General features: G+C 43.1%; 19 protein-coding genes. 13 read left to right on the forward strand and 6 right to left on the reverse strand.

Annotated elements, in window-relative coordinates; translation table 11 throughout:
- Genes tssG through tagK form a run of 5 tightly spaced genes read right to left on the reverse strand, consistent with a single transcriptional unit; the run spans position 1 to position 5236 of the window.
- On the reverse strand, positions 1-1053 hold the full coding sequence (gene tssG / locus H3V00_RS09965) for a type VI secretion system baseplate subunit TssG (protein ID WP_025329751.1): 1053 nt from the start codon (positions 1051-1053) through the stop codon (positions 1-3).
- Complete coding sequence (gene tssF / locus H3V00_RS09970) at positions 1053-2936, reverse strand: type VI secretion system baseplate subunit TssF (protein WP_025329752.1); 1884 nt, start codon at positions 2934-2936, stop codon at positions 1053-1055. The genes tssG and tssF overlap by 1 nt, the downstream gene beginning before the upstream one ends.
- 9 nt (positions 2937-2945) lie before the next feature.
- The gene (tssE, locus tag H3V00_RS09975) at positions 2946-3452 is read right to left on the reverse strand and encodes a type VI secretion system baseplate subunit TssE (RefSeq protein WP_025329753.1); all 507 of its coding nucleotides are present in this window, start codon (positions 3450-3452) and stop codon (positions 2946-2948) included.
- Complete coding sequence (locus H3V00_RS09980) at positions 3445-4287, reverse strand: type VI secretion system accessory protein TagJ (RefSeq protein ID WP_025329754.1); 843 nt, start codon at positions 4285-4287, stop codon at positions 3445-3447. The genes tssE and H3V00_RS09980 overlap by 8 nt, the downstream gene beginning before the upstream one ends.
- Positions 4268-5236 carry a type VI secretion system-associated protein TagK gene (tagK, locus tag H3V00_RS09985; protein WP_025329755.1) on the reverse strand — a complete coding sequence of 323 codons (969 nt, stop codon included), beginning with the start codon at positions 5234-5236 and terminating at the stop codon, positions 4268-4270. The genes H3V00_RS09980 and tagK overlap by 20 nt, the downstream gene beginning before the upstream one ends.
- A 340-nt stretch (positions 5237-5576) precedes the next feature.
- Between tagK and tssH the strand changes: the two genes are divergently transcribed.
- The 10 genes from tssH to tagF all read left to right on the forward strand — a co-directional run bounded on the left by tssH (position 5577) and on the right by tagF (position 19650).
- A complete protein-coding gene (tssH, locus tag H3V00_RS09990; protein WP_084586776.1) occupies positions 5577-8246 on the forward strand; it encodes a type VI secretion system ATPase TssH in 2670 nt (889 codons plus the stop codon).
- A gap of 56 nt (positions 8247-8302) precedes the next feature.
- A complete protein-coding gene (gene tssB / locus H3V00_RS09995) occupies positions 8303-8854 on the forward strand; it encodes a type VI secretion system contractile sheath small subunit (RefSeq protein WP_025329757.1) in 552 nt (183 codons plus the stop codon).
- 43 nt (positions 8855-8897) lie between these two features.
- The gene (gene tssC / locus H3V00_RS10000) at positions 8898-10406 is read left to right on the forward strand and encodes a type VI secretion system contractile sheath large subunit (protein ID WP_025329758.1); all 1509 of its coding nucleotides are present in this window, start codon (positions 8898-8900) and stop codon (positions 10404-10406) included.
- Between the two features lie 90 nt (positions 10407-10496).
- The gene (locus H3V00_RS10005; RefSeq protein WP_025329759.1) at positions 10497-10985 is read left to right on the forward strand and encodes an Hcp family type VI secretion system effector; all 489 of its coding nucleotides are present in this window, start codon (positions 10497-10499) and stop codon (positions 10983-10985) included.
- Positions 10986-11057: 72 nt separating this feature from the next.
- Positions 11058-11594, forward strand: a complete 537-nt coding sequence (tssJ, locus tag H3V00_RS10010) for a type VI secretion system lipoprotein TssJ (RefSeq protein WP_084547337.1) — start codon at positions 11058-11060, stop codon at positions 11592-11594.
- A gap of 19 nt (positions 11595-11613) precedes the next feature.
- Positions 11614-12960 (forward strand): type VI secretion system baseplate subunit TssK, encoded by a 1347-nt coding sequence (tssK, locus tag H3V00_RS10015; protein ID WP_025329761.1) that lies wholly within the window; start codon positions 11614-11616, stop codon positions 12958-12960.
- Positions 12957-14306 carry a type VI secretion system protein TssL, long form gene (gene tssL / locus H3V00_RS10020; RefSeq protein WP_198207884.1) on the forward strand — a complete coding sequence of 450 codons (1350 nt, stop codon included), beginning with the start codon at positions 12957-12959 and terminating at the stop codon, positions 14304-14306. The genes tssK and tssL overlap by 4 nt, the downstream gene beginning before the upstream one ends.
- Before the next feature lie 210 nt (positions 14307-14516).
- Positions 14517-14969, forward strand: a complete 453-nt coding sequence (locus H3V00_RS10025) for a hypothetical protein (protein ID WP_146207603.1) — start codon at positions 14517-14519, stop codon at positions 14967-14969.
- A 14-nt stretch (positions 14970-14983) separates the two neighbouring features.
- Complete coding sequence (gene tssM, locus H3V00_RS10030) at positions 14984-18913, forward strand: type VI secretion system membrane subunit TssM (RefSeq protein WP_198207886.1); 3930 nt, start codon at positions 14984-14986, stop codon at positions 18911-18913.
- Positions 18910-19650: a type VI secretion system-associated protein TagF gene (gene tagF, locus H3V00_RS10035; protein ID WP_198207888.1), complete on the forward strand. Its 741-nt coding sequence runs from the start codon at positions 18910-18912 to the stop codon at positions 19648-19650. Before tssM ends, tagF begins: the two co-directional genes overlap by 4 nt.
- 1561 nt (positions 19651-21211) lie before the next feature.
- Here tagF and H3V00_RS10040 read toward each other — a convergent pair.
- Positions 21212-21631, reverse strand: a complete 420-nt coding sequence (locus tag H3V00_RS10040; RefSeq protein WP_198207890.1) for a hypothetical protein — start codon at positions 21629-21631, stop codon at positions 21212-21214.
- Between the two features lie 839 nt (positions 21632-22470).
- Between H3V00_RS10040 and H3V00_RS10045 the strand changes: the two genes are divergently transcribed.
- From H3V00_RS10045 to H3V00_RS10055, 3 genes are all read left to right on the forward strand, one after another.
- Complete coding sequence (locus tag H3V00_RS10045) at positions 22471-24798, forward strand: type VI secretion system Vgr family protein (protein ID WP_198207892.1); 2328 nt, start codon at positions 22471-22473, stop codon at positions 24796-24798.
- 16 nt (positions 24799-24814) lie between these two features.
- Positions 24815-25243: a DUF1795 domain-containing protein gene (locus H3V00_RS10050; protein ID WP_084562845.1), complete on the forward strand. Its 429-nt coding sequence runs from the start codon at positions 24815-24817 to the stop codon at positions 25241-25243.
- 106 nt (positions 25244-25349) lie between these two features.
- Positions 25350-26862, forward strand: a 1513-nt coding sequence (locus H3V00_RS10055; protein ID WP_198231803.1) for a DUF6531 domain-containing protein, incomplete at its 3' end; no start/stop codon positions are given.

Raw genomic sequence — 26862 nt, forward strand, 5'->3', positions numbered from 1 at the left:
TCACAACTTTCTGATGCCGGCATATTGTTCAGGTTGATAGGTCATGCCGGTAACCGGAAGATCGTCTATTGATTGTCCCAGCCATGTTGTCCAGCCCAGACGCTGGTCAGCCCCAATTTGTGCCGGTGGGGCTGAACGCGGATTAAGCTGGAGTTGAATTTCCCATTCATACTCATAACCGACAAAAGCCCTGACCCACTCGATTAGCCTCGGTAAATCACGCCCGTTAGGTAAAAAATGTAAGTAGTTGTCCAGATTTAAGGGACCAATTGTTAGGCGAAATTTATGCTGGCGATCCGGTACCATTTGTCCTACCAGAGCACCTTCACCCATAACAGATGCCGGTCCGGGAATTCCTAGACGGGTACGCTCTTCATCAGCAACCGGGATCCAGTGTAATACGTATTCCTGAAGATTAAACGGGACGCCAAAATAATATGCTAATGTTGAGGTAATACCATCCGGATTACGTGCTTCACGTACCAGATGTGCCCCGGCTGCCAGTCTGGGATGAGAGGGAAGCGGGCTGTCAGTAATTTCATCAAGGCTTTGTCCGCTCAGGCTGGCAATATAAAATGAGAAATCCTCTGCATCGCCTCTGTCCAGCCCACCACCGGCTGATTGCGCACTTTGCCAAGCATTGTAAAATTGTGTCAGATAACGATGATGAAACAGATCTGTAAAATCAACTAATGTTGTGTCACGATTACTGTCCCGCCGACTCAGGGCAGTTTCGGTATAGTGCATCGGTAACGGACCGTTTGCTCCCCATAAACCGAGTCCGTATAGCCGTATTCGAAAATTTCCTTCTGAAGTTAGGGATGCATCAGCAATTTCGCGAGGCGCGAATACTAGAGAAGGTGATTGCCCAAGCCGAAATGGCTCCTGCTGAGGAAGTGCGGCATGTCCTATTGGCATTTTTAGCTGAGACTGTGCCCCAAATCGACGCATGAGACTCAGATATCCGTAACGCCATGGTGTTTCACTTGCCCTGTTAAGAGTCTCATGCCAAGTGCTATCGGATGTATTTACCGGTTCAGCTGGCTGATTCATCAGATGGCACCCCTTCCGCCCATACGTACTGGCCAAAGTGCAATTTGTCCGCGCTGAATGCTATGTAATGCAGTTTGTGTAAAAGTATTAATAGCGACATGACGCGACAAATAATGCTCTAGAATGAGACCGAACAAATAAGGACTAACACCGGAAAATCCATCTTCATCAATGGTTAGTTCACATTTAATACCACGTCCGTAAACTAAAGGACCTGCTCCTGGTAAACGTCGGGTAACCGGTTCCGTTTTTGCACCGATCAGGCTTTGTATCTGGCGTAATTGTGGACTGTCATGTGTCGGTACGAACAGCCGTAACATATCCCTTAATGCCTGCCCTCCCGGGCGGTGAGCCATATCTGATAATGGCAGATAATTGAAGGATAATTGCCGGATCAGACGCCAGGCAATTTCTCGTTCTGCAAAAGGTGCGCGTGGCGGGCGTGGTGGCCGAATCAGACCGATACTTTCTACTGGTACTGAATCATCAATAGACAAGTCGTCAATGCCATTACGGGGAACCAGAGTGGCCAGATCACGATTGGTAAGTAAAGCTGTAGCTGACAGGTATCGCAAATATTCCGGATAAGGCGCATCATTTTGGTCAACTAGAGACAGAAAAATTTCAGTGCCGATATAATTAGTGCGTGTACCGTATTTGCGTGCATTATTGGACAGTTTGCGTTGTTCCCTGCGCAATGAAAAATAGCGGCCATAATTACCTTCATCATTATTAAGAGTATGATAAAGCGGGCGGAACGTTAGCTCTTCTGTCGTTTTGGCTCTTAATCCGTGTACGGTTTCGATGGTATAAAATTCATAATCAAGTGGTCGCGAGCGATCGGGTACCAGATGTAGTTCGGTACGTGTTGTATCTAGCTCAATACGATCGGTACGTTTACGGAACAGATTAATTAACGGTGTGCAGAACAGAGCAAACTGATCTGCGGTTGTTTGATTGATCAGCCAGCTATCAGGAATGCGGTTGAGTAAAATAACAATCTCAGCTTTATTACCGTTGATTTTACGTAAACCTGTGGCCAGACCTGTAGGTGTAAAAAAGTAAAATCTTTCCGGACAGCTGAAATATTCATGCAGCAGATTATGCCCGTGGAAAACATCCCAGGTAAGGGGGAGTAAACCCTGACCCGGTTCTAAACCCTCATGTACGACCGCATCACGTATATTAATATCCAGTGAACCGGTAAATTGTCCGGGCTGACCAGCTATAGTTGCAACAGCACTGGTGTGCAGCAATTCAAAAAGATGTGAAGCAATTCTTTCTTCTCCACACAGATAAATAGGCAGCCGATCCAGTCCTTGAATCTGATTAAAATTGATTTCACCAAAAGTATGCAGAGTTAGGCGTAAGGCTCCGGCAACTTTGGTATGTGCCGGTAAATAACGATTTAGTAAAGGCATATCAGGTGGTGCAGCCGTTAATCGCGCCTCAGTAATCTGTATTGGCCATAGAGTAACCTCCTGACTATTGCGGAATTCACAGACGGTATTCTCTCCAACTGGAATGCCGGCACGGAAAGATGAGTGTCTGGGTACCTTGAATCCATTTATGAAATCACCTTCCGTATGGCTCGGATGTAGTTGTGCTACGGCCATGGACGGTGTTGGTGTTACATAATTCGGATAAATGACTTCCAGAAGACGCTGTGTAAACCGGGGAAATTCCGCATCAATTTTTAACTGGGTACGGGCAGTCAGAAAACAGAAGGCTTCGATCATCCTTTCTACATAAGGATCAGCGATATCTATACCCTGCATACCCAGCCGTTTGGCAATTTTGGGGTGCTGGCGTGAAAATTCAGCTGCCATTTCACGCATGTAGGTAAGTTCTTTATTGTAGTAATCGAGTAATAATGGATCCATGATTGTCTATCAGATGATGCTAATCCTGTTGGTTTCTAGATCAAAAGCGCTTTGCACAATGAATGATGTCGGATATGGTTCAGTCAGAATCCGGCCGCGTATTTCAAACAACAGAACGTTATAGTTCAGTTTTGTTTCATCTTTCATAAGTGGTGCAACACCTAATGAAGATGCCTCCAGCCTGGGTTCGAAACGCAGGATTGCCCGGCGAATAGCTTTTTCAATATCTGCCCATTTGCGTTCATGCATATACTGACCGGCGATAGGCGGAACACCATAATTCACTACTGATGAGGCAACCTGCGGGTATTTCCCCACATCTATTTCATCTTCCAGATTTGTGGTGTTGAGCAGGAGCATCAGATCACGCTGAACAATTTCACGTAACCGGCTGGCAGAGACTGTATAGTTATCTGAAAGTTCAGTTTTGCGTCCCGGAGCATCATCGCGTAAACGATCAAATAATGTCGGTAGCAGGTGTTCTCTGGGACGTAGTGGAGGAAATTGTTCAGCCATTTATTGCTTCTTTATTATCTGCAAATGTACATGAAGTCATTTCTAGGATACCAATATCATTTTGATCTGTTTGCCAGGTTTTTTGTCCTAAGGGACGTACTGATGTTTGTCCATGCTCTTGCCAGATTGTTTCCCTGCATAACATTAATGATTCACCTGCTGATTCAGATCCGCAGCAGCGTGCAAGCAGAAAAGCATGGTGTTCTGATCCGTCTTTCAGTGTTATCAGTGCCGGTTTCCAGAGTAAATCGAGAATAGTTTTAGGTTGTTCAGAAGAAATAGCACTTAGTTGTTCGAAAGGCAGCCATGTATAGATACCTCCGGTTACCAGTTCAATAGCAGGACCCAACCATGTGTCACTGTCTGCAATCCATGCAAATTCACCGCCCGGTTCAATAACACCGGAAACATCTTTACCGGATCCCAATGCTCCTTCTCTGATTTCATCAGCTTTTTCTTCATCCCCTGACTGATTCAGGGCAATTGCGTCAAGTAACTGATCCACCCATGCTGGCGGTGGCTGAATAAATCCCGGACGTTTGCGACCGGTAAAACATTCTTTCCGATAGATTTCACAGGTAATCAGTCCTCTGTAAGCATGTGCTTCCTGTTCAAATCCGGATTGCATTTGCGCGCAAACCTGCAGTTGTTTCAATGCTCGCTGCCAGTCACCCAGAAGGCATAATAACTGAAATAGCAACCAGCGCTGAGCAGGGTCTGTCGGGCTGACTTTGATCTGTTGTTCAGTTTCCTGAATCAGCGTAGTGATTGACCGGTCTGCCATCCATTGTTGTAGCGTCGATGGATTATCATGATTACTGCTGGTGATTGTCATCGGTAGAATCCTTTTGATAATTATTAGAAAATTGAGTCATACGGTAATGACTGTCCACACTTACAGTATGATGGTCTTTTCTGGTCAGTGCTGGCGGTATATGAGTATGACCGGTATGCTGTTGCCAGCCTGGTGCAAACAGGCGTAAGACTTCTGGTATTTCTTCAATGTGAAAGAGTTCTGCCTCTCTCAGACTATCCAGTCCGTTAAAAATATCATCTATATTTAACGGCCCGGAAACTATATCCTGTAACGTCATTAACGGATCAGTATTGCCAGACAGATCAGCTAGATTAATGGTGGACACTGAACTTGAAATATTGTTTTGCAACAGTCTTTTTTGCCAGACATAGTCATTATCGGATAATTGCGGTGTGTCCAGAGCATGACAATACTCCTGTAATAACTCATGAAAAATAGTTTCGGCCGGTGATTCTTCCTGAGATGAATCCTTGACTTTGAATGCCGTGCTTTCCAATAATTCATACGGCAGATTGGGTATGATCAGATCAAAAGGATTTTCTTCCGCATTTTCTTTTTGCTTTTGAGGATCAAACCAAGTCAGCTCTAAAGGCATTATTTCTTTAGTTGACGGAATAATACTGGTTGTTTCAAACTCTGGTTTTGTATCTGTCTGTTCTTCAGGATTGATTTGCCAGATAGATAATCCCCATTCAAGAGTATCGCCATCATGCAGTTGAAACCAGTGATTTGATGTCAGGGTGATTTCGTTTACAGCGCAATGTACTTCTGAAGACTTGTTTAACAGCTGCCATCCGTTCTTTGAATATTGAAAGCATAACGCCAAATCTTCGTTTTCAGGAGCTTCCTCAACATGGAGCTCATATATCGCATTTTTCATAAAAAAAGCGAAATCTTTCAATTCATAGATTTCACCAATCTTGATCCCGCGAAGGTAGTCAAGACGTAATAACAGCGTACTGTTCATAACGCTTTCCCGACAATAACACGCCAAGTCCTCTTTGTCTGAATTATGGATTTATTAACATTTATTTCATAACTTTATAAGAAGTAATAAAATATTATATTTAGAAAAGAAAAATAAATATTTTTTTTGAAAAAAATGTACACACTTTATGCATATATCTGTTTATTATCTTATATTTTAAATTGTTAAGCAAGATTTATTCTTGTATCCTATATATAAACATATTAAAATTAAATTAATTTAATATTTGTTAAATTATATTTATAATGCAGTGAAGATTAACTTTTATTAGAGATTTTACATGCATAAACAATTTGAATCGGGGAGTAGGTAAACCAGTATGGATATTTCGCGCCAGGCATTGTTTGGTAAACTGAACACAACACTTTTTCGCTCCATTGAATCAGCTACGACTTTTTGTAAGCTGCGCGGAAATCCCTATGTTGAACTGGTGCATTGGATACACCAGCTTATGCAATTAAATGATGGCGATATGATGCGAGTGTTGCGTCATTTTGATATTGATCTGGCACAAATTGAACAAGATATTTCCCGCAGTTTGCTGCTGTTGCCATCGGGAGCAAGCTCTATAAGTGACTTTTCCCACTATATTGATCAGTCAATTGAACGTGCCTGGGTTTATGCCACATTAACATTTAATGATAACAAAATCCGCAGCGCCTGGTTACTTGCTGCTCTAGTGATGACTCCTGAGCTCAGGCGTGTACTGGTTGGCATTTCTACTGCATTTGCCAAAATTCCTCAGGAAGGACTGGCAGATATTTTACCCGATGTTGTTGCCGGATCTCCGGAGTCTGCGGATCAAGCCTATGACAATTCTGGTTTTACTCCGGCCTCTCCCGGAGAGGCCAGTCAGTCATTAACCAGTACAGGTCAGGATGGCCAATCTGCTTTAACTCGTTACTGTGCGGATCTGACGGAGCAGGCAAAACAGGGAAAAATAGATCCGGTGATTGGTCGTGAACACGAAATACGCACGATGATCGATATTCTGTTGCGTCGCCGGCAGAATAATCCGCTACTGACCGGAGAAGCCGGTGTTGGTAAAACTGCAGTGGTAGAAGGATTTGCTCTGGCTATCGCGCAAAAAGAGGTTCCGCCAAGTCTGGCTGAAGTACGCCTGCTGGCTCTGGATGTCGGTGCCCTGCTGGCTGGTGCCAGTATGAAAGGGGAGTTTGAGTCGCGGTTGAAATCCGTGCTGGAAGAAGCGACCAATTCTGCTCAGCCGGTGATTTTGTTTGTCGATGAAGTGCATACTTTAGTCGGAGCCGGAGGTGCTTCAGGAACCGGAGATGCTGCCAATCTGCTTAAACCTGCGCTGGCCAGAGGTACGTTACGCACGATTGGAGCCACTACCTGGAGTGAATATAAACGACATATTGAAAAAGATCCGGCATTAACCCGGCGTTTTCAGGTTTTACAGGTTGCAGAACCGGAAGAAGTTGCAGCCATTGATATGGTGCGAGGTCTGGTTTCAACATTTGAAGCACACCATGGTGTTATTGTGCTTGAGGATGCTGTTCGTGCTGCTGTTAAGCTGTCTCACCGCTATATTCCTTCACGGCAGCTACCGGATAAGGCAATAAGTCTTCTGGATACAGCCTGTGCCCGGGTTGCACTGTCTTTGCATACACCTCCCAGCAGGGTGCAGTATCTGAGACAGCAGTTAAAAGCAGCTCAGACAGAACATAAATTATTATCCAAACAGCAGCGTATAGGTGTTTATGCAGGTGATCTGAACGAGATCGAAGCCAGAATTTCAGCCTTATCTGAAGATTTAAAAACAGAAGAAGCACACTGGAAAGAAGAGTTGGAAGCAGTTGAAAAAATTCTTGCAGCACGTGAACGCTGTCAGAATAGTGACGAAGCGGATGCATTGTCTGAATTATCAGAGCTTGAATCAGTTTTGCGCCAGCATCAGGGCGATATGCCTTTGGTTTTTCCGGAAGTAAGTGAAACAGTGGTTGCAGCTATTGTTTCCGACTGGACCGGCATTCCGGTCGGACGCATGGTCAAAGATGAGGTAGGGGCAGTACTGAATCTGTCCGAACATCTGGGACAACGGGTAATCGGGCAAAACCAGGCACTGTTGCAGATCGGAGAGCGCATACAGACATCACGTTGCGGTTTAACTGATCCCAATAAACCGGTTGGTGTATTTTTGCTGGTCGGTCCTTCTGGTGTAGGTAAGACAGAAACTGCTCTTGCACTGGCAGAGGCCATGTATGGTGGTGAACAGAATCTCATCACAATCAATATGAGTGAATTTCAGGAAGCGCATACCGTATCAACACTGAAGGGTGCGCCTCCGGGTTATGTTGGTTATGGCGAAGGTGGTGTTCTGACAGAAGCGGTACGTCGTCGGCCTTATAGCGTGGTATTGCTGGATGAAATAGAAAAAGCACATCACGATGTTCATGAAATTTTTTATCAGGTATTTGATAAAGGCATGATGGAAGATGGCGAAGGGTTAAATATTGACTTTAAAAATACCGTTATTTTGCTAACCAGTAACGTTGGTTCAGATCTGGTTTCTCAGCTTTACGATGACCCTGCTCTTGCTCCTGACTGGCGTACTTTGAAAGAAGCACTGATGCCTGAATTGCGCAAGCATTTCCCTGCAGCATTTATAGGTCGTCTGACAGTTATACCTTATCTGCCTCTGGCTGATGAAGCACTGGGCAGTATTGCCAGAATGCATCTGGATCGTATTGTACAACGAATGCAGGAACAGCACAGTATTGCATTACATTATGACGAAGCACTGGTCAGCCATATCATTCAACACTGTCCGATGCATGAAACGGGCGCAAGGTTACTAATTGGCTATATTGAACAGCATATTCTGCCGGCATTATCACGTTATTGGTTGCAGGCATTGTCCGAAAAGAATGTTCTGGAATGCATTGATATCAGCATTGATCCGAACCGTAGCGAAGATCCTATTGTTTTTCAGGCACGGTTAGCTGGTGAAATATCTACAAAGTAGCAAACTAAATGGCCGGTTAAGGCCGGGATTATTTGACAATAGTAAAGGAAGCAAATATGGCGGTAGTTAACAGCAGCGCCCAGAAATTTATTCAGCGCAATCGTGCGCCAAGGGTGCAAATTGAGTATGACGTTGAAATTTACGGTTCCGAGAAAAAAATCGAGCTGCCATTTGTCATGGCTGTGCTGGCAGACTTGTCCGGTAAACCGGCAGAAGAATTGCCACCGGTTGCAGAGCGCAAATTTCTGACCATTGATATCGATAATTTCGATGAACGGATGAAAGCCATTCAGCCACGTGTGGCATTTGCCGTACCAAATACCTTATCAGGTGACGGACACCTTATGGTTGATATCACTTTTGAGAGTATGGAAGATTTCTCACCGGCACGCGTGGCACAAAAAGTTGATGCTCTGAAACAATTGCTGGATGCACGTACCCAGCTGGCTAACCTGCAAACCTATATGGATGGCAAATCCGGTGCTGAGAATTTAGTTAACCGGCTGTTACAGGATCCTGGTTTGTTGCAGGCACTGGCCAAAGCACCAAAACCACAGTCAGCAACTGAAGAAAAAACCGGGGCATCTGCACCTGGGGATAGCAAGTAATAACCCGCGCTCAGAGTCTATTTGTAAGTATTGAGGAGTATTTATGGCTACACAGTCAAAACAGCAATCCGATGTCGCAGTGGCAGAACGCCCGGTTGCGCAATCCGAATTCAGCAATTTACTAACCAAAGAATTTAAACCTAAAACTGATCAGGCTGCCAAGGCTGTTGAACAGGCAGTTAAAACTTTAGCAGAACAGGCACTGTCTCATTCAGTAACCATCAGTGATGATGCTTATAAAAGTATTGAAGCTATTATTGCTGAAATTGATCATAAGCTTTCCGAGCAGATCAATCTGATTCTGCATCATGAATCTTTCCAGAAACTGGAGTCATCATGGCGCGGTCTGTTTCATCTGGTATCCAATACTGAGGTGGATGAACATTTGAAAATTCGTTTCATGAATCTGTCTAAAGATGATTTGCGCCGCAGCATGAAACGGTTTAAAGGCATTGCATGGGATCAGAGTCCTTTATTCAAACAGATTTATGAAGAAGAATATGGTCAGCTTGGAGGTGAGCCTTATGGCTGTATGATTGCTGATTATTATTTTGATCACACACCACCGGATGTGGATCTGCTTGGTTCAGTTGCCAAAGTAGCAGCTGCCTCACATATGCCGTTTATTGCCGGTGCGTCACCGGCTGTACTGCAAATGGATTCCTGGCAGGAATTGGCTAATCCGCGCGATTTAACCAAAATTGTTACCCAGAATCTGGAATACGCTCCATGGAACTCTCTGCGTGCCAGCGAAGATTCACGTTATCTTGGTCTGGCTATGCCGCGTTTCCTTGCGCGTTTACCATATGGCATTAAAACCAATCCGGTTGATGAATTTGATTTTGAAGAAGATACAGACGGATCAGATCATCGCAAATATGTATGGAGTAATGCCGCTTACGCCATGGGTGTTAACATTAACCGTTCATTTAAACACTTTGGCTGGTGTACCATGATTCGCGGCGTTGAGTCAGGTGGTACCGTTGAAAATCTGCCATGTCATACTTTCCCGACTGATGACGGTGGTGTGGATATGAAGTGCCCGACCGAAATCGCCATTTCTGACCGTCGTGAAGCAGAGTTATCAAAGAATGGTTTTATTCCGCTGATTCATCGCAAGAATACAGACTACGCAGCATTTATAGGTGCGCAATCTCTGCAAAAACCTCAGGAATATTATGATCCGGACGCTACAGCCAATGCTAATTTGTCTGCACGTTTACCTTATCTATTTGCCTGCTCACGTTTTGCGCATTTTCTGAAATGTATCGTACGCGACAAAATTGGTTCATTTAAAGAGCGTGAAGATATGCAGCGCTGGTTGAATGAATGGATTATGAATTATGTCGACGCAGATCCGGTGAATTCATCACAGGAAACTAAAGCGCGCCGTCCGCTGGCTGCTGCAGAAGTAGTAGTGGAAGAAGTCGAAGGCAATCCGGGATACTACGATGCCAAATTCTTCCTGCGTCCGCATTTCCAGCTTGAAGGACTGACCGGATCTTTGCGTCTGGTTACCAAGCTGCCGTCTGTGAAAAAAGAAAATGCATAAACAGTAACATCATAGAATGAATTTCGGATTGCAATATTGTATTGCCCGAATATGTAGTAGGTAATTTTAACTTTAAAAAGGAAGCTAATAATGGCTCATGATATATTTTTAAAAATTGATGGTATTGAAGGTGAAGCATTAGATGACAAACATAAAAATGAAATCGAAGTGCTGAACTGGACATGGACAGTTCACCAAGAGTCTTCAATGCATACTGGTAGCGGTCTGGGTTCTGGCAAGGTTACAGTAAATGATCTTGAATTTGAACACTACATCGACCGTGCAAGTCCGAACCTGTTCAAGTACTGTACTACAGGTAAACACATTGCCAATGCTGTTTTGACAATGCGTAAACCGGGCGGTACTCCTCTGGAATATTTGAAATACACTTTCAAGGATTTAATTGTATCTCGAGTAATGCCTAGTGGTAGTCGTGACGGTGAAATGGCTCCGCGTGAATTCGTTAGTTTGTCATTCACTTCCATCGTGCAGGAATATGTTGTTCAAAATCAGCAGGGTGGCAGCGGTGGTACTGTTACTGCAGGTTACGACTTCAAAGCAAACAAAGACGCAGCTTAAACCTGAGTATACCGGTACCAGCCAGTTTGAATTGGTTGGTGCCGGTATTTGGTGTGCTGCACAGGACGACGTATGGTTACATATGTAAATACTTTTCTTCATCGGAGCATTGTGCTTATTTTTTTGTCGATGACCTTGCTGACAGGTCTTATCGGCTGTACCAGCACAAGACCATCGATTAAGGAGCAAACCAGTATTGATTTGCGCATTGAAGCTGCGGAAAACGTCAATCCTGATGAAAAAGGTCGCGCTGCACCTATACAGGTGCGAATTTACGAATTAAAGAATGATAACGCTTTTACTTCAGCAGATTTTTACTCATTACAGGATAATGATAAATCAATACTTGGTGGTGATCTGCTGGTGAGTGATGAATTTATTCTGCGTCCGGGGGAAGTTAAAACCATTCGCCGCAGAACAAATCCGGAAACTACAGTGATCGGCGTACTGGCCGGTTATCGCGGACTGGCTCAATCACAATGGCGTGAAACTTACCGCCTTGCTGAAGCTCCGTATGCCAGGTGGTATAGGGAGTGGTGGCCGCTGAAAAAAGTAAAGCTGGATATTAACATTGGGCAGAGGGCCATTGTGGTCACTGAACTGGATTAAAGCAGAGGAATTTCTCTAAATGAGTTGGTACAACCGAGTGGTCTGGAGCGAAGGACAATTTCTGCTGCCGCAGATTTTCCAGCAACAGGAACGTTATCTGGAACATTTTGCACATCGTCGTAGTGCGCCGTTGTCGCCGTTCTTCTGGGGATTCTCCCGTTATGACATCGATCACGAAGCATTAAATCTGGGAAAACTGGTACTTAAAGATGTTGCCGGTGTATTTGCGGACGGCACTCCCTTTGAAGCACCTGGAAATACACCATTGCCGCCGCCACTGACAATTCAGCCGGAACATCTTGATCAGATTATTTATCTGGCTTTGCCTATTCGTACGCCAAACGGAGAAGAAACCAGTTTTGAAGATAATCCTGAATCATTGGCTCGTTATGCAGTATTTGAAAGCGATGTCCGGGATGCCAATTCAATCGGACTGGGCGCAAAAACTGTACAATTAAGTAATTTGCGCTTACGGTTAATGCCTAAAAAAGCACTGACTGATGCATGGATTGGTCTGCCGATAGCACGGATAAGCACATTGCGTTCAGACGGTGGTGTAGAGATTGACAGTACAGTCATTCCGCCGGTGACTCAGTATACAGCCAATACTTTATTACAGACCTGGTTATCACAGATTCATGATCTAACACATTTACGTGCTGATTCTCTGGCAGAAAGGCTCACTGGCGGTCATGGTAAAGGTGCGGAAGCAGCAGAAGTATCAGATTATTTACTATTACAAATTCTGAACCGATATGAACCATTGCTTTTTCATATACTGAAAGTAGGGGCAACATCGCCAGAGTTTATTTATCGACAGTTACTTAGTATGGCTGGTGAATTGTCCACATTTGTCCGGCCCCATACTCGGCGTCCGGTAGAGCATCCGCCTTATCTGCATGAAGCACCTTATTATTGTCTGAAACCTGTTGTAGATGATGTACAGCATTTACTCAATGCCGTTCTGATTCGCAGTGCACAGCATATTCGTTTGGAAGATGCAGCTTATGGCGTCAAGAATGCTGTAGTAGAACCAACCGAACTGCGAGGCTTTGGTTCAATGGTGCTGGCTGTTAAAGCACAGATACCGCCGGATATACTTGTTCATCAGTTTTCTGCTCAAACTAAAATCGGACCTTCCGATCGTTTACCGGAATTAATTCGTTCTCACTTACCGGGCATGGTATTACAGGCATTGCCAGTACCACCCCGTCAGATTCCGTTTAATGCAGGATATGTCTATTTTGAATTATTGCGTGAAGGTCCGTTATGGGAACACATCGCACATTATGGCGGATTGGCCATGCATATTGCCGGTGACTTTCCAGGCTTGCTGATTGAACTTTGGGGAGTACGTGATCAATGAATGAATTCGATAGTATTCTCGGTGATTCAGGTACCACGGGGCAACAAACAATTGCATCCTCTGCTTCAGAATCATTATCGAAGCAAAATGGATATGAGTTTGATCAGCATAGCGAAGCACCGTGGTTTAGTGATCAGCATACAAAAAAAATCATGGCTAATATTGATGCCGGTCCGGACAGCAAACAACGACTGGCAGATATTGAAGCTGCTGATAATCCATTGCTTGAAGCCGCACAGCCATTATTGCTGACACTAGCAAACATGCCAACACAACTTGATTCTTACGATAATGGTATTGAGAGCTTACGCGAATTGCTTATACGCGAAGTTCATATTTATCAAACATTGTGTGATCAGGCAAATTTGCGCCGTGAACATGTACTGGCAGTACGTTATTGTTTGTGTACAGCACTGGATGAGGCTGCAAACAAAACCTCCTGGGGTGGTGGCGGTGCATGGGCACGGAAAAGTCTGCTGATTGTTTTTCATAATGAAAGCTACGGCGGCGAGAAAATATTTTTACTTATCGGTCGCCTTTCACCTAATCCTCAGGAATATGGTGATGTACTTGAAGTAATTTACCGAATCCTGAGCTTAGGCTTTGAAGGCCGGTACAGTGTACGGCCGGATGGCCGGAAACAACTTGACCTGATCCGTCAGCAATTGCTATCCATTATCAGCAGCGGACGAGATCCGGTTGCCCGGGATTTGTCGCCGCACTGGCTGGTTGACGCTGCAGGCAGACTCCGCCGGCTGCACTGGATACCAGTTTGGGCAAGTGCAGCATTTTTTACCTGTTTTTTACTGGTTATTTTTGTTTGGTTCAAATTTCAGATTGTTGGTACTGATACAAAATTGCAGCAACGGATTGCGGCTATAGGCAAAGCTGTACCTCCGCCGGCTGTTACCACTACCGGTGTGTTGCGTCTCAAATCATTATTGAAAGATGAAATTGAGCGCGGGGTCGTTAGTGTTAATGAAAATGCCCAGCAAAGCCAGGTGACTTTCCTTGGAGATTTTATGTTTGTGCCGGGTAAAAAAACGGTTAATCCAAAGATAATACCTGTACTGGATAAGGTTGCCAGTGAAATAAACAAAGTATCCGGTACAGTTATGGTAACAGGACATACCGATAACCAGCCTATTCATACTGCTGAATTTCCCTCTAACCAGGTTTTATCTGAAAAAAGGGCTGCTGAAGTCGCTTCCTTGTTAACACAGAAAGGTGTGGCTGCATCGCGGTTGAAAATTATTGGTTTAGGTGACACCGCGCCGGTAGATGACAACAATACAGCGCAAGGCAGAGCAAAAAATCGCCGTGTAGATATTGTTGTAACGGAATGAAATAGTGATGAATTCTGATATCGCTGTGTATGGCAAAGGTATCAACTATGAGGCGTGTCAAAATTTTTGTTGGTGCAAGTCCGATTGGAGAGCAGAAGACTTTGGCTTATCCCATGAAAAGGTGTGATGATGAAAATGTTGAATAATATATTGAAACATTTTTTATGCATTTCGCTGGGCTTAAGTAGTTTTATTTGTTTGGCATCAGATATGAATGCTGATGAACGTGCTTTTATTGAATTCATTAAGCAGCAACTTTCTGTACAGGTATCTGTGCAGCGCATTCCTGCTGAACAGGTACATACTATTGTCAGTCGTAATCTAGATCTACGGATGGAGAAATTGCTAACCAAAGTGGATGGTATTAACCTACATACTAGGTCTGTAGACAGTACCGTCACGCCAATTCAGCTGGCTCTTCTAGAACTCATCTATCCGGATGAAGCAACGGCAGTGCAAGCTTTACGACAGCTGGGAAAAAAACGTTATTTCCAGCATAGCAAAATACTAATACCGTTTTCCATAGTTCAAATAGGTCATCGGTTGCTAATCGTATTTACTGAAAATGCAGGAAATAGCAGTGCGATAGCAGTTATAGAAAAATTCCCTACAGAGGGGTTATATCCTCGGGAAACTTTATTAAATATCCAGCAAAATAGATAGCAAAAGCAAATAACATGCAAAAAATTCTAGATTTTCTTTTTTCACGTCGCATGCTGGCGATTCTCGGTATTATCATTTTGGCACTGGTCATATGGTTTGTCGGGCCATTGTTAGCATTTGGAGAATTTCATCCGTTTGCATCCATACCTATGCGCGTGATCACAATTCTGCTTCTGTTTGGATTATTGTTTCTCTGGTTTAAGAACTGGTCACTTTCAATTATCTGGGTTGCAGCAATATGTGTATTAATCTGGCAAGCCGCACCACAGCTGGCATATGGTAAGACTCATCCTTTTGCTCCGGCCTGGGTTCGTGCTGTGCTGATCGGTCTTGTCTTGTTCTGTTATGCCCTTTATGGTTTATACCGTCTCTGGCAGGCATTGCGGGTAGACGAACAATTACTGCAAAAAATTCTTCGTCCGCGTAAAGAAAAATCTGCTGTTGCAGAATCGCGCGAGGATCAGCGGGCTGTTACCAGTATTGTTACCCGTGCCATTGAGCAGTTAAAACAGATGAGAATTGGTAAACCGGGAATCGGTTTTCGCCGTCTTTTCGAAGGTAAACGTTATCTGTATGAATTGCCATGGTATATGATTATTGGCGCACCGGGTGACGGTAAGACCACTGCATTGCTTAACGCAGGTCTGCAATTTCCTTTAGCAGAACAAATGGGGCAGTCGGCGGAAGCAATCGCTATTCCCGGCAAAGGAGGAACCCTGCATTGCGACTGGTGGTTTACCAATGAAGCAGTATTAATTGATACTGCTGGCCGGTACGTTCGCCAGGATGACGGAGATTCAGCAGAAAATGCGTCCCGTAATGCCGGAGAGTGGCGCGGCTTTCTTGGTTTATTACGTAAATATCGGCCGCGTGCACCTATTAATGGTGTGTTACTAACCATCAATGCAGCTGATCTGGCGGGTAAAACCGAGGCCGAACGTATTACAGCGGCAGCGGCATTAAGAGCACGGTTGGCGGAGCTGCGCACAGAGCTTGGCATTCGTTTTCCGGTATATCTTATGGTTACCAAAATGGATTTGCTGCCAGGGTTCACCGATTACTTCAATTCACTGACGACAGAAGGCCGTGCTCAGATATGGGGCTTTACGCTTCCGTACGATCAGAAACAGCAGAAAAACAGTCGTGATCAGTTACGTCCGAGCTGTGAAAATGAGCTGAAACTACTGGCAAAACGTCTGGATCAGGGCATAGATAACCGTTTGCAGGAAGAATATGATGTGCAGCGGCGCTGTAATCTTTATGCGCTGCCTCAGGAATTTGCAGCACTGTCTGAACCATTACTGGATATTATTGAGCGCGTATTTCTTGATTCTAAATTTGATTCTACCCAGCTACACAATACGCTCCGTGGTGTTTACTTTACAAGTGCCGCACAGGCACCAGCCAATGCTAATGCCGATCGTCAATCACCATTACAACGTTTATGGCGTGCTATAAAACGTGATCCGGCACTCACAGAAAAAAATAGCCTTTACGCTAATACAGTAACACCTACCGGCAGTCGGAGCTATTTTCTGCATGATTTACTGACTAAACTGGTATTTCAGGAACCTAATCTGGTGCAGCCGAATCTGCAATGGGAAATGCGTTACCGAGTAATGCGTTTTGCCGGGCATACACTAGTACTGATTATTTTTCTTTGGCTGGTTCAGGGTATGTATACCAGTTATGGTAAAAATACTAGCTACCTGTCTGCAATCAGTTCTAAAACGACAATACTGGCGGAAAAAGTTCGTGCCTATGCGCGAAAACCAACTGCTGAAGCCGTACCGGATATATTGAATTCAGCCCGGGAACTGGCTGCTTATCCTGGGCTTGATCCGGATAAACCGCCAACCAGTTACCGTTATGGTTTGTATAGCGTGCCTCCGGTTATTAAGAGTGCTGCAGCCACTTATGATCAACTGCTTGATCAATTATTACTGCCACCTATTGTCCGTGGTGTGGAAAGTACATTATCTAATGCAATTGTACAGAAAGATGCTAAAGAAACCTATGATGCCTTGCGTGTCTATCTGTTACTGAATTTGGATACTGAACATCAGGATAAATTTAATGCTAATGAAATTCAGGCATGGGTACTGAAGAAATGGGAACAAAACGACACTGCTACTGTGTTTGGCGGTAGTGCCAGTATTTACGAACATCTGGGTGCATTATTTGATGGCAGCCGTGTAGTACATTCTCCATTTGCCAAAAACGACGCGTTGATTCGCAGCGCGCGGGAACTGCTGGAGGGTAGTTCCAGCACTGAACGTATCTATGATCGGGCCAAAGTTACCATGACTGATGAGGCTCCGGAGGATTTTACTATTGTCCGGGCTGTTGGTGCTGATGCGGGTACTGTTTTTATTCGTGCCAGCGGCACTCCTCTGGATCAGGGCATTCCGGGGCTTTTTACTGTTCAGGGATATCGTGAATTATTTGATAAACGTATCTCTGAATTTGTCGCAGCCGCCTATGCAGATGATGAATGGGTTATGGGAAGAGAGACAACTGCTTCTCAAAAAAAAACTGCTGAGCGTGCGCAACAGCTGGCACGGAGGGTTAACGGAGATGAAGATCCTTTAATTAAAGAAGTACGACGCCTTTACTTGACGGAATACACCTCACGCTGGCAGACTTTTCTTGAAGATATTCATAGCGTGAACAGTACTGGTGCGGACAACAGCACCAGTCTGGCTTTTGATTTGCAAACCCTGCGTACATTTGCAGCGCCAGATTCGCCATTGATGCGTTTGTCCAAAGCAGTTGTTGAGCAGACAACCTTAGTACCACCTATAGACATCAAATCCAATCAGAAAATTCTGGCTGAGCGGGCAGAACAACGATTGTCAGGTAATGCACGCGAGGCAGTGCAGACAGCTAAATTATTGAAAAATGTACAGCCCAATGAACAACTGGAAAAGACACTGGTTGATAGCCGTTTTGCAGCTTTACGTGAGGTAGTCACCGGAGTGGCTGACATTCAGAATAATAGTGCCGGCAGCCGTCCGCAAAAACTGGATACCGTGCTCAGCCTGCTCAATGAGTATTACAATCAATTGATGATAGCGGACAATGCACTGGCAGCCAATACATTACCTCCGAAAATTGATGCCGCCGAAAAAATACGACTGGAAGCGGCTAAAATGCCGGCGCCTCTGAAAAATATTCTGCTTGATCTGACTACACAAGGCGCGCGTAAACTCAATCTTGCTTCCGGAGAAGTTCTTAGCCGGCAAATGGAAGCCATGATAGGTGGTAACTGTCGTAATGTAATTGATGGTCGTTATCCCTTTGTGGCCAGTAATCAGGAAGTGAGTGCCGACGACTTTAACCGTGTATTTGCCAGTGGTGGTTTGCTGGATGATTTTTTCAACAAGCAACTGGCTTCACAGGTAGACATAACCACAAATCCATGGCGTTATAAACAAACTGAAGGTAATTCCACACCACTACCCGGACCAAATCTGGAGCCATTCCAGCAGGCTAAACGTATCCGCGAAGCTTTTTTTCAGGAGCCGGGTGCACGTAAAATGTCATGGTCTATGGATATTAAAGTGGTTGAACTCGATCCTACTATCACCGATCTGATCATTGATATTGACGGACAGTCTCAGCGCTATATGCATGGACCGGTACGGCCGCTTCATATTAACTGGCCTGGTCCGCGTAATGGATCAATGGCTGAAATCACTGCCAATCCGCGTATTCGTCAGGATAGCTCAACCATCATTACCAACGGTCCCTGGGCATTATTTCGTCTTCTTAATCAAGGCCGTGTCATCAGCAGCATGAGTGACAGTCGTCATTTAGTAGAATTTAGATTTGACGGACGTCGTGTTGTGCTCGAAGTAACTTCCAGTGTTGATTTCAATTTGCAAAATGTCAACAACCCATTGCATGGATTTACCTGTCCTCAGGGAGGAGTCACACCATGATAGGTATTCCGCGCGTTTCATCACCTGCAATATGGGGTAAATTACCAGACCGCGGTGATTATGTGCGTTATCAGGTGCGTAGTCATGAAGTTGAGGATTGGAGTGTATGGCTGAACAAACAGGAATGGTTGCATACTAAACAAACGTCTTCTGAAGAGGATAAACGGGCATGGTTGCGTCTGACTCCTGATTTCGGGCAGACCGGCATCACATTCCATGCCTTACCATGGAGTTTTGTGCTGGCGCCAGGTGTTTTACCGTTTTCGGGACGGAACTGGCTAATTGGCGTAGTAAGTCCGTCCGCAGACAGTATAGGCCGGTCCTATCCGCTGGTGATTTATCAGACAGTTAACCAACATTGGCTGCAACGCTATCTGGATGCACCATTGGGCTGGCTCTACTGGTTGGCACAACTGGTTGCCGGCTACGTAACACCGGGCGGAAATAACAAAAAAGATCTTGCCGGACAGCTGGATAGACTATGGGAATTGCATAGCCCGAAATGGGGTGGCTGGTTTGCACGGGCACAAATCGGTAATCATGCCGTTTGTCGTGAGTTAACCGGTCATCAGCATATAAGTAATGACAAATTACAGGGAGTACGTTTTTTACCATGGGCTAACTGGCCGGAGCTTGTATGGCAGCAGTCACCTACAGAAGGGTGGTTCTGGCAGCAGAATGAAAAGGGTGAGTTTTTAGATGCCAGATGTCTGGGTTCAGCGCTTTGGAAAGAATGAAGTTGGCAGCTAAATCAGCAAAATTCCGTTTACTGACACAGGGAGAAACTGTAATGACGATAAAGTTATTTAAAACACAGCAATCACTATAACTTCAGTAAAGACTCATATGAGTAATTATCAGCCGTATTAGTATGAAGATACCGCGGTTACAACAAATAGTGAGGATTTTCCAGAAAAGTAATGTTTAATAATATTTCTATATTGCTGAAAGTAGCAATAATATTCTTAGGTTTATGCATGAAATGATTTATATATTGGCAATACTAAATGGAAATGTCTGTTAAATTAAAAATTTTTTATTTGGAAGACAAAGTATGCGTATACATTAGAATTGTGGAGTATTTCTGTCTGTATATAATATGGAATGACATGCTGTATTCTTTCTGATTATTATATTTAGATATATAGTGAATTTAACAGCTGGTCTAAAATGACGAGAGAAAAATTTAAAATAGTACGGATTAGAAATCTTACTGTTCGGATGTCTATGCCGATTATTTGAAATTATTTTTAAAAGAACCTGCAGATAAAAAAGCATTGTTTAAATCAAATAAATCTTTAGTCGGTGGTTGAGAGTTTGGTATTTTAATAGAAGAAATAGTTCAGACAGGAGAATGTCTGCATTTTAATATCCCTTCCATGAGAGTATTACTTATCTAGTTAGCTTTATATCAAAATCTAGAGAAAGTATTTAAATAACAAATATTTATAAATTAAATACAAACCAGCACAATAACTGGTGATTATTTTCCAAAGAATTGCTGATACCTTATATACTGCAGCTGTTATCAGATTTTGCATTATTGTCTGGTGTAATCAGTAACAGAGGTAATCTGATACAAAATGATTAGTGCCTAATCTCAGCTTAAGCTGATTGAAAAAGGCGGTATCAGCTGTTTGAGCTTATCGGCCAGACTCAGACAGATGTTTTCTCTGCAATATGACAGAATCCTTATTCTAAAATCAATAGTTCATGAATATGAAAAAATCGTTACCACTATATACTATAGATATTATTTAATTCGAATTTTTATTTTATATATTTATTTTGGAGAATAAATATACATGGATGTAGAAAATATAATACAATCATTCAATTGCCGAAAAATAACACACATAGAATACGGGAGATCAAATTTAACTCAATTAGATATCTGTTATTTTAAAAATAAAGTAAATAAAGAGCTATTAATAGATCTACTTATAAGCAACACACATTAAAACCAAAAAAACAGATTATACAAAAGAATAGTAATAAATTCTTTTAAAACAAATAGCTGCAAATACAAAACTCCGTAAATAAAATAGAATTATATATTGCTGATTTATATTTAATTTGTTAATGTATAATATACAATGTATACTATACATTACTAAAAATACCAAAAATAGGAGGATATATGATTTATAGAGCTAAGTGTTTAGATTGCAAATATGAATGGACTAGTAGAGAAGGGTTTGGAACTCCTGATTATTGTCCAAAATGCAAAAAAAGAAGAATCACAGTTAGCCCTATTGACTGTTAGGTTTCTTTATAAAAAAGAGAAAGAAAATACTATCATCTTCTTTCTCTTTTTTCATTCATAAAAGATTTTACAAAGCCTCTTATTTCATCAAGAAGCGGTTTAAGGTGTGAATATGTTTCATCATATTTTTGTCTGGATCTGTCGGCATTCTCTTCTAATCTGTTAAGTTCACATTTATCTAAAGAATTAGAAGCAGGATCTTCCTGTATTTCTTTTATTCTTCTCAATAGACATCTTTCTTCATTTTTTAAAGATAAAGCCTGATCATTCAGTTTTTTAGCTTCAAGAATCATTTTTTTTTGTTCGGAATCTAAATCATTTATTTCTAAAGCTTTATTTAAATATATTTTATTTATGTGTAAATGACCTGTGTTAATTATCTCGGAAGCAATTGATAATGATGCTTTTCCTACAAAACTGGCTGCTTTTAATAAAAAATCACCAAATCCCATTGTTTTCCTCACTTATAATATTACTATTTTTGGATTAAATAAGTTCAATTATCTACCAAAAATAAAAATTTACAAGCGGAATACTAATTCATTTTTTCCGTGAAAACTAATGAATTATTTTAGTATGGGTATATTGGTGGTAATATTACTGATTATGCAAATAGGTCATTTCAAGCATTCTAAAAATCATCTTGAAAAGAGCTTTATATTTGTATAAATGATAATCATTATCTGGGTAGCATATAAATAGCTTATGATTAATTTTTGTTGTAAATAAAGTTCATTAAGACAATTGACTTAATATTTTAAAAAAGTATGCATTTATTTTTGTAAAAATTATATATAATAATGTTTTATTCGGTTAAGAGTAATAATGAATCTGACTTTTTATTATTTGTGATAAAGATTGCTTTTATTCTTGTATGGTCAAATTGGCACCAGATTTGATCTGAAAATGTTAATCAACTTCGGGGGCGTAGCTATGCGTGCTTATTTAACCAGCGCAACAAGTTTGGTATTTTTAATGTAGAAATATTTTAGAGAGTAGTTTTTTATCCAGAATATTTTAAGCCTGAATTTTTAAAAATATTCATAATTTTCTGTAATGATTACAAAAAGATTATTTCAGAAAATTAACTAATATTGTTTTTGATTACGGAATGATACCGTAGTAAATAAGAAGTAACTTTTTATTAGTCAGGCCAGAAACTGTGCAGTGGTTGTGCAGCATTATTATATCGGACAGGATTATCTGTCTGCTAGCAGAGTAACCAATACTGAAACATACGTCAGTGCGGTCAGTATAACTGCATACGGCACAATAACGATGGGGAAAGATTATGAGCTTTAAAGCAGATCCGGATAAACTAAATCTTCCGGGAAATTCATCTTTACAGACACCGGGTTTTGTTGGCGGACAGAGTGCAATACCAGATGCAGGAGAGCTTGTTCAGGCTGGTGCGGAGCAGCTTGCCGGGCAATTGGCGGATAAAGCCAATGCAGCACTCAGTCAGGTACAAGATATCGTCAGTACGGCAAAAGATACTATTGATGCAATAGGAAATGTGGCAGATCCGTCTGCACTTATGAAAGCTGCTCAGGCTGCGGCCGGCGATGCAGCCGCTCCATTGAAGAACATGTTCGATAATATGCCAACTGATGCTCAGGATATTAAAGATGCGATTTCCGGTGCAATCAGTGGTGCGGGAACACGGACTGTTACCGTCAGTGGCGCCGCTGTACCGAAGGGCATGCTCACTTTTGCCAGTATGTCCGGGCAGGAAACACTCAGTGAACTGTTTAGCTATACCATTCAGCTTAAAACGCCTGATAAAATGAATATTGGTTATTTTGCACCCAGTTCGAACCTTCCGCTAAAACCAATGGTCGGAAAAGATCTGTCTGTTGAAATTGAACTCGACGGCGGAGGCAAGCGTTATATCAGTGGTTTGGTAACTGCAGCAAGGGTTGTGGGGCATCAGGGCAGGGGAGTAGTGTATGAACTGCGTCTGGAACCCTGGCTGGAATTGGCCACCCGCACCAGTGATTACAAAATATTTCAGGATAAAAGTGTTGTCGATATTCTTGATGAAGTATTAGGAGAATATCCGTTTGAAATGGAAAAACGTCTCACGGAAACATATCCTAAACGCAATTTTCAGGTTCAGTATGGAGAAACGGATTACGATTTCCTGCAACGGTTAATGCAGGAATTCGGTATCTATTATTTCTTTGAACATAGTGCCGGAAGTCATAAACTTGTACTGGTTGATGCCATAGGTTCGCACAAACCTTGTCCGGATTCTCCAACAGTAAGCTTCCATCAGCAGGGATTAAAGCTTGATAAAGAATTCATTGATACTATTTCGGCCCGAGAATCACTGCGTACCGGTAAGTGGGTATTGGATGACTTTGATTTTCAGAAACCCAAAGCCAAACTGACCAGTGTGGTTGCCAGACCGCGCGAAACCGGACATCCGAATTATGAACATTATGAATGGCCGGGTGATTACTTTGACAAAAGTGAAGGTGAATTCCTTACCAGAGTACGGATGGAGGCTCAGAAATCTCTGGGCAGCCGTGTCTATGGCGGCGGTACTATACGAACTCTGATTACCGGCTGTACTTTTAATCTTGAAAACTGTCCGACAGTTGAAGCCAACCGTGAATATCTGATTGTAGATTCCTCCTTTATGATTCAGGATATCGGAGAGCATAGTAGTCAGGGTCAGCATTTTCAATACAGCACCAGTTTTGAACTGCTGCCTACCAGCGAAGTTTTTCGTCCGCAGCGCACCATTGAAAAGCCGCATACCCATGGTCCGCAAAGTGCCATTATTACCGGTCCTGCAGGCGAAGAAATCTGGACAGATAAATATGGCCGGGTAAAAGTACAATTTCTCTGGGATCGTTATGGTAAGTGGGATGAAAACAGTTCCTGCTGGATCCGCGTCAGCCAGCCATGGGCAGGGAAAGGTTTTGGTGGTATTCAGATTCCGCGTATCGGACAGGAAGTAATTGTAGATTTTAAAAACGGAGATCCCGATTTACCCATTATCACTGGCCGGGTATATAACGCCGACACCATGCCGCCATGGGGATTACCGGGTAGTAAAACACAAAGCGGTATGTTCAGTCACTCTATCGGTGGCGGACCGGCAAATGCAAATGCATTGCGCTTTGAGGATAAACCCGGTCAGGAAGAACTCTGGCTGCACGCTGAAAAAGATCAGCGCATAGAAGTGAATAATGATGAAAGTCATTGGATAGGAAATGATCGTTCTAAAACAATCGATCATAATGAAACGATTAAAGTAGCCAATGATCGTGATACTAAAATTGGTAATAACTGTACAAGAGCCGTGAAAGCTAATGATGCTGTACTTGTCGGCGGAAATAAATCTACAAGTGTCGGTAATAATTATGTAATAGAAGCCGGTGAGTTAATACGATTATGCTGTGGGCAAACTATACTCGAACTTCATGCAAACGGACAATTTAATGTTACCTGTGTTACTTTCAATATTACTGCCAGCGACAACGGACAAATCAATACTAAGGGAGGAGTGCTGGATTTAAATATGGAAGATGGTGCAGCTGCGGCAGAGGGGCCTGGTAGTAAAGAAGCAATTGATAATGCAGTTGCCAAATCCTTTCCGTCTAAATAATTAAAAGGACAGTTATATGCTATATAAAACAAACGACACCAAAATAGAAATTCCTAGTAATGATTTAAAAGATATAACTTTAAATATTCTTAAATTTAAAGATCTTGGTACATCACTGGTTATGAGCAGAAGCGAACTGGGTGAGGATGAAACCCTTGAGTCCAGTCTTGATGATCAGTTAAAGCGTCTGGAAAGCTCAGTAAAAGGATTAAAATTCCAGCAGAAAACCAAAACTGTTTTCGGAAAAAATCAGGATATTGAAGCCTTTGAATTACGCAACCAGTTTATCAAAGGGAATGAAAGAGTTTATCAGTATCAGCTGGTATGCCTTATTCCGGGCACTCGTACCATGTTTGCCATGAGTTATGTAAAAAATACCAGCCTCGGTGAAGAAGAGGCCGCACAATGGCAAATAATAAAACAAAACTTTGAATTTAACACCTGATGATTTAAATAAATTATCTGAAAAAACTGAATTTAATAAAGCAAAGTTTTACATTAGCAAATAATAAATTCTGAAATCCGAGCCTGACTGATAAGGAAATTATTAAATGGGGGAAGCATACTGGGCAGCCCGTGAGGGAGATATTCTTTTACATACTTCATTACTGGCTGATATTGCAAGTGCCGCTGTTGAAATACTCTGTTATGCAGCTATAGGGGCTGCATGTATTGCCGTCACGGCAGGTGCAATAGCTTTAGCAGGAGGTGCCACTATCGCAGCTGCAGCGGCAGCAGGTGCAGCTGCGGTAACAGCAGGTGCCGGTACAACCGTATGCCTTATAGGGACGGCCCTTTCTGCTGCCGCTGCATATAAGTTAGGAAATCCTATTTCGGAACTTGCAGACTGGGTCGGCAGTTTATTTCCGCCATCTGAAGATGGTGAGATTGTAACCGGTTCTCACAATACTCATACCAATAGCAAACTCTCAGCCCGTGCTGCCGGCATAATAGATAAAACAAAAACAGTACAGGCACCGCAACAGCCTGAAGGTTTTATCGATATAGCCGGCAACATACTATCGGGTTTAGGGCAGGCTGTAAGTGACTTTTTCAGGCCGACCGTTGCTTCGCCTGATCCGCAAGCAGTTCCTCGAGAGGAAGACAGAATTACTTGTAAAAAACACCCGTCTTCTTTCTCCGATATGGGTATTCCAGATTCGGTAGGACTGGTTGCTATGGGTTCGCCGGGACTGGCTGCTATGGGGCTCGGATTCAGCGTTGTCAGTGCCACAATAGGAACCATCACCGGCGCTGCTGAATATATGGCTGAAGGCTCCCAAAAAGTCTATATCAACAGCCAGCCGGCGGTACGCAGCAATGACCGCAGTACCTGCGAAGCCAAAGTTACTGATAACTGCGAAGGTAGTAAGAAAGTCTCTAACAATGTACGTATCGGTGGTAAATCTGTTGTTGTCCGCGAAATCAAAAGCGGCAAATACCCGATTGCGCAGATAGCCACTATTGCGACACTAGTGTTAGCCCCAGGAAAATTTTTGGCAAAACTAGGTCGATTTTCAAAGTGTGCTTTTCAAGCAGCTATTATTGGCTTTGGCGTCTCAAAAGCGTTGGGAGCTATCGAAGGTAAACCGGTTCATCTGCCAACTGGTGCCAAACTCCTGTTCGGCCCCGAAGAGCTCGACTTCTCCCTGCCGGCTCACCTGCCCTTCGAATGGCAGCGTTTCTATAGCAGCGTCGACACCCGCACCCACAACATGTTCGGTGCCGGCTGGAGTGTTGACTATGAAATCGAAATGGAAATCGACCCACAGCCCGACGGTTCCTGTGCCGCCGTCTATATCAACGAAGAAGGGCGGCGTATCGAAATCGAACCCATCCAGCCAAGTAAAGGCATACGCGGTCTTAACGAGAATTTATCCGTCCGCCGCGGCGAACAGGACCGCTGGGTAATTGAAGATGACAACGGCTTCTACCGTCTGTTCGAACCTGATCCCAACAACCCAAAACGTCTGCTGCTGAGCATGCTGCAGGACCGTAACGACAACCAGTTACTTATCTACCGCGATTCCCATAGCCGCATCGTCGAAATTGCCGATAACGACA

Origin of the sequence: Snodgrassella sp. W6238H11 (genome assembly GCF_016100525.1) — a bacterium.
In the GTDB taxonomy this organism is placed as follows: domain Bacteria; phylum Pseudomonadota; class Gammaproteobacteria; order Burkholderiales; family Neisseriaceae; genus Snodgrassella; species Snodgrassella alvi.

Bases quoted from the DNA above. Each gene is read 5' to 3' on its own strand.
- H3V00_RS10045 (WP_198207892.1), top strand. From the start codon at position 22,471: ATGAGCTTTAAAGCAGATCCGGATAAACTAAATCTTCCGGGAAATTCA.
- H3V00_RS10040 (WP_198207890.1), bottom strand. From the start codon at position 21,631: ATGGGATTTGGTGATTTTTTATTAAAAGCAGCCAGTTTTGTAGGAAAA.
- tssB (WP_025329757.1), top strand. From the start codon at position 8,303: ATGGCGGTAGTTAACAGCAGCGCCCAGAAATTTATTCAGCGCAATCGT.
- tssK (WP_025329761.1), top strand. From the start codon at position 11,614: ATGAGTTGGTACAACCGAGTGGTCTGGAGCGAAGGACAATTTCTGCTG.
- tssG (WP_025329751.1), bottom strand. From the start codon at position 1,053: ATGAATCAGCCAGCTGAACCGGTAAATACATCCGATAGCACTTGGCAT.
- tagK (WP_025329755.1), bottom strand. From the start codon at position 5,236: ATGAACAGTACGCTGTTATTACGTCTTGACTACCTTCGCGGGATCAAG.
- H3V00_RS09980 (WP_025329754.1), bottom strand. From the start codon at position 4,287: ATGACAATCACCAGCAGTAATCATGATAATCCATCGACGCTACAACAA.
- H3V00_RS10025 (WP_146207603.1), top strand. From the start codon at position 14,517: ATGAATGCTGATGAACGTGCTTTTATTGAATTCATTAAGCAGCAACTT.
- tssL (WP_198207884.1), top strand. From the start codon at position 12,957: ATGAATGAATTCGATAGTATTCTCGGTGATTCAGGTACCACGGGGCAA.
- tssF (WP_025329752.1), bottom strand. From the start codon at position 2,936: ATGGATCCATTATTACTCGATTACTACAATAAAGAACTTACCTACATG.
- tssE (WP_025329753.1), bottom strand. From the start codon at position 3,452: ATGGCTGAACAATTTCCTCCACTACGTCCCAGAGAACACCTGCTACCG.
- H3V00_RS10050 (WP_084562845.1), top strand. From the start codon at position 24,815: ATGCTATATAAAACAAACGACACCAAAATAGAAATTCCTAGTAATGAT.
- H3V00_RS10005 (WP_025329759.1), top strand. From the start codon at position 10,497: ATGGCTCATGATATATTTTTAAAAATTGATGGTATTGAAGGTGAAGCA.
- tssC (WP_025329758.1), top strand. From the start codon at position 8,898: ATGGCTACACAGTCAAAACAGCAATCCGATGTCGCAGTGGCAGAACGC.
- tssJ (WP_084547337.1), top strand. From the start codon at position 11,058: ATGGTTACATATGTAAATACTTTTCTTCATCGGAGCATTGTGCTTATT.
- tssM (WP_198207886.1), top strand. From the start codon at position 14,984: ATGCAAAAAATTCTAGATTTTCTTTTTTCACGTCGCATGCTGGCGATT.
- tagF (WP_198207888.1), top strand. From the start codon at position 18,910: ATGATAGGTATTCCGCGCGTTTCATCACCTGCAATATGGGGTAAATTA.
- tssH (WP_084586776.1), top strand. From the start codon at position 5,577: ATGGATATTTCGCGCCAGGCATTGTTTGGTAAACTGAACACAACACTT.